Origin of the sequence: Glycomyces sp. NPDC021274, assembly GCF_040641195.1 — a bacterium.
GTDB lineage: Bacteria > Actinomycetota > Actinomycetes > Mycobacteriales > Micromonosporaceae > Glycomyces.
Map to the genome: position 1 here is coordinate 1 of NZ_JBFADC010000144.1, position 1,021 is coordinate 1,021.

Below are 1,021 nucleotides of genomic sequence, written 5' to 3' on the forward strand. Positions count from 1 at the left end.
CCGCGGCCTCCTGCCGCAGCGTGACCCTGCCGTTCCCGGTCATCGACAACGACGAGCTGGCCAAGCTCGTCCACATCAACGCCGACGGCGACATGCCCGGCATGAAGGCCGTGACCCTCGCCGGCCTCTACCGGGTCTCCGGCGGCGGCGAGTCGCTGGCCGCTCGGATCGAGGAGATCTGCGCCGAGGCCGACGCCGCCATCGCCGACGGCGCCCGGCTGATCGTGCTCTCCGACCGGCACTCGGACGCCGAGCACGCGCCGATCCCGTCGCTGCTGCTGACCGCCGCGGTCCACCACCACCTCATCGCCACCCAGACCCGTACCCAGGTCGGGCTGCTGGTCGAGGCCGGCGACGTCCGCGAGGTGCACCACGTCGCGCTGCTGATCGGCTACGGCGCCGCCGCGGTCAACCCGTACCTGGCGATGGAGTCCGTCGAGGACCTCGTCCGCGCCGGCACCTTCCTGCCCGGCGTGGAGGCCGACACCGCCATCAAGAACCTGATCAAGGCGCTCGGCAAGGGCGTCCTGAAGGTGATGTCCAAGATGGGCATCTCCACCGTCGCCTCCTACCGCGGCGCGCAGGTCTTCGAGGCCGTCGGCCTGGACGACGCGTTCGTCGCGAAGTACTTCCAGGGCACCGCCACCAAGATCGGCGGCGCCGGCCTGGACGTCGTCGCCAAGGAGGTCGCGGCCCGGCACGCCAAGGCGTACCCGGCGTCCGGCATCGCCGCCACCCACCGCGCGCTGGAGATCGGCGGCGAGTACCAGTGGCGCCGCGAGGGCGAGCCGCACCTCTTCGACCCGGAGACCGTCTTCCGGCTCCAGCACTCCACCCGGGCGCGGCGCTACGACATCTTCAAGCAGTACACCGAACGGGTGAATGGGCAGGCGGAGCGGCTGATGACGCTGCGCGGTCTGTTCTCCTTCGCCGCGGACCGCCCGTCGATCCCCCTGGACGAGGTCGAGCCGGCCTCCGAGATCGTCAAGCGGTTCTCCACCGGCGCGATGTCCTACGGCTC

The 1,021-nt window shown here is 71.3% G+C and carries 1 protein-coding gene; it reads left to right on the plus strand.

The features are described 5' to 3' along the window. Positions 1–1,021, plus strand: a 1,021-nt coding sequence (locus AB0I03_RS27205; protein WP_360417521.1) for a glutamate synthase central domain-containing protein, incomplete at both ends; no start/stop codon positions are given.